This window comes from Streptomyces sp. KR55 (genome assembly GCF_052245645.1).
GTDB lineage: Bacteria > Actinomycetota > Actinomycetes > Streptomycetales > Streptomycetaceae > Streptomyces > Streptomyces flavusporus.
On sequence record NZ_JBQQCE010000747.1, the window covers coordinates 1 to 3,044 of the forward strand.

A 3,044-nucleotide genomic window follows, 5' to 3' on the forward strand; every position below is an offset into this window, starting at 1 on the left:
CAGGTCGTGCAGCCGCTCGGCGAACGCGGCCAGCCACCGCAGGGTCTCCTGGTCGGCCCAGTGGGCGTCGTCGATCAGCAGCACCAGCGGCCACTCCCGCTTGGCCAGCCGGCGCACGGCGGCGACCAGTCCGTCGCACACGCCCTGCGGGTCGGCCTGCCGCCCGCCGGGATCCGCTATGCCGAGGGCGGGGCCGGCGATGTCGTACCAGTCGCCGAGGTACTCACGGGCCTCCTCGGGCAGCAGCGACACGAGGGCGGGCTGGAGCAGTTGGCGTACGACGTTGAAGGGGACGGACCGGAGGGTCTCGCCGCCGCGGGCCGACCACACCGTGCAGCCGCGCTGCTCGGCGATGCGGCGCGTCTCGGCGAGCAGCGCGGTCTTGCCGAGACCGGCCTCGCCCCGGAACATCAGCAGGCCGCCCGAGGACGAGCGGTCGGCGCACAGCGTGTCGACCGCCCGGGCGACGGCGGCGACTTCGTCGTCGCGCTCCCACAGGGATCCCGAGGCGGCCGCCGTCGGCCCTACCTCCGTCATCCCGCTACCTCCCCAAGTCGCCCGAACGACGTACAGGCCCGAGCGTAGCCGCCCCGTTGCCCGAGCGGTGGCCGGTCGGGCGACCTGTTGCCGTGTCGGGTGACACCGGGTGCCGCGGCACGGACGGTCGACGCGAAGGTTCTGTGTCCGGCTCCCCTGTGGCGTCACCGACCGTCAATACTCTTGGGAATGAAGGCGACTTTCCAGGATCAGGGCACGGTTCGGTCCCGGCGGGCCCTGGTCGCGGGATCGGTGGGCAACTTCATCGAGTGGTACGAGTTCGGCGTCTACGGCTACTTCGCCACGATCATCGCGGCACGCTTCTTCACCCCCGAGGGGGGCAGCGAGGTCGAGGCGCTGGTGAAGACGTACGCAGCGTTCGCGCTGGCGTTCTTCTTCCGGCCCGTCGGCGCGGCGCTGTTCGGGCGGCTGGGTGACCGGATCGGCCGCCGTCCGGTGCTGATCCTGGTGATCGGGCTGATGACGGGCGCGACGACACTGATCGGTGTGCTGCCGACGTATGACACGGTCGGTGCTCTGGCGCCCTGGCTGCTCACCTTTCTGAGGGTGCTTCAGGGGCTCTCCGCGGGCGGGGAGTTCGGTGGGGCGGTGGCGGTGATGACGGAGTTCGCTCCGCCGGGGCGGCGTGGGCTGTACGGGTCCTGGCAGTCGTTCACGGTGGCGCTGGGGCTGCTGGCTGGTGCGGGGGCGGCGGCACTGCTGGCCACTGTGCTGACGGAGGATCAGCTGGGCGACTGGGGCTGGCGGCTGCCGTTCCTGCTGACGCTTCCGCTGGGGCTGGGCGCGCTGTGGCTCAGGCTGCGGCTGGACGAGACGCCGGCCTTCCGCCACGAGCGCGAGGTGGCGCCGGAGAGTCCGCCCGCGCGTGAGGTCGTGCGGGCGATCGCGCTCGGTGCGGGGCGGATCATGGGCTGGGCGGCGGCCGGGTACACCTTCCTGGTCGTGCTGCCGTCCTACCTGCAGAGCACGCTCGACGCGAGTTTCCAGCAGGCGCTGATCGCCACGGTGCTGGCCAATCTCGGCTTCGCGGTGACGATCGTCCCGGCGGGGCTGCTCAGCGACCGGGTGGGGCGGCGGGCCGTGATGCTGACGGGGGCGCTGCTCGTGGTGGTCCTCGCCGTTCCGCTGCTGAACCTTCTTCAGGACCCCGGCGGGTCGAACGCGGTGAAGGGCGCGGCGGTGTTCGGTGCGGGGGCGGTCGTGGGACTGATGGCGGGTCCCGGCCCGGCGATGCTGTCGGAGATGTTCCCGACGACCGTGCGCTACACCGGCCTGGGACTCGCCTACGCCCTGTCCAATGCCGTGTTCTCGGGCTGTGCCGGGCTCATCATCACGGAGACGATCGAACGGACCGGAAACGTGGACATCCCCGCGTACTACGCGGCGGCCACCTGCGCGGTGAGCGTGCTGGCCCTCGCCACGGTTCCGGTGAAAGGCGATGAGAGGAAGGCGAGTTGACCGGATGCGGGTGATCGGGCTGATGTCCGGCACGTCGTACGACGCCATCGACGCGGCGGCGGCCGAGTTGAGCCTCGTCGGTGACAGCCTGGTACTGAAGCCGCTCGGCATGGTGAGCGAGGCGTACGGCGACAAGCTGCGGGCGGCGCTCGCGGCGGCGCTGCCGCCGGGGTCCGTCTCGATGGCCGAGGTGTGCCGGCTGGACACGCGGATCGGGCAGGCCTTCGCGGCGGCGGCCGTCCGGGCCGACCGTGAACTGTGCGACGGGCGGGCCGAGTTGGTCGCCTCGCACGGGCAGACCGTCTTCCACTGGGTGGACGAGGGCCGGGTGCACGGCACGTTGCAGCTCGGGCAGCCCGCGTGGATCGCCGAGGCCACGGGCCTGCCCGTGGTCGCCGACTTCCGGCCCCGGGACATCGCCGCCGGGGGCCAGGGGGCACCGCTGGTGAGCCTGGTCGACCTGCTGTGGCTGCGCAGCCGGCCGGGCACGCCGGTCGCCCTGAACCTCGGCGGGATCGCCAACCTCACCGCGCCCGACGGAACCGCCTTCGACACGGGGCCGGGGTGTGCGCTGATCGACGCGGCGGCGCACGGGTTCAGCGGCGGGCAGCTGGCGTACGACGTGGACGGTGCCCTGGCCGCCCGCGGCCGGGTCCATCCGGTGCTGCTCGACCGGCTGCTGGCGGAGCCGTACTACGTGCTGCCCGCGCCCAAGACGACCGGCAAGGAGCTGTTCCACGTCGGCTATCTGCACACGGCCCTGGCCGGCGTCGGAACGCTGCCCGCCGAGGATGTGATCGCGACGCTCACCGAGCTCACCGCCCGCACGGTCGCCGACGCCGTGCGCGCGGTGGGGGCCACTGAGGTGATCGCGTCCGGTGGCGGAGCCCGGAACCCGGTGCTGATGGCCATGCTCGGCGATCAGCTGCCGGGCGTGCCGGTGCGCGCCTCCGACGAGCTCGGGCTGCCCGCGGACGCCAAGGAGGCGTACGCGTTCGCGGTGCTGGGGTTCCTGACGGCGCACGGTC

At 72.7% G+C, this 3,044-nt stretch carries 3 protein-coding genes; 2 read left to right on the forward strand and 1 reads right to left on the reverse strand.

All coding sequences use genetic code 11. The features are described from left to right. Positions 1-537: ATP-binding protein (locus ACTWQJ_RS49405; protein WP_443312891.1), on the reverse strand; the 537-nt coding region annotated here is incomplete at its 3' end. A gap of 189 nt (positions 538-726) precedes the next feature. On the opposite strand from ACTWQJ_RS49405, the gene ACTWQJ_RS49410 reads away from it, so the two are divergent. Together ACTWQJ_RS49410 and ACTWQJ_RS49415 are read left to right on the forward strand one after the other, a co-directional pair. Continuing rightward, the gene (locus ACTWQJ_RS49410) at positions 727-2,016 is read left to right on the forward strand and encodes an MFS transporter (protein WP_443312892.1); all 1,290 of its coding nucleotides are present in this window, start codon (positions 727-729) and stop codon (positions 2,014-2,016) included. A gap of 4 nt (positions 2,017-2,020) precedes the next feature. After that, on the forward strand, positions 2,021-3,044 hold a 1,024-nt coding region (locus ACTWQJ_RS49415), incomplete at its 3' end, for an anhydro-N-acetylmuramic acid kinase (RefSeq protein WP_443312893.1).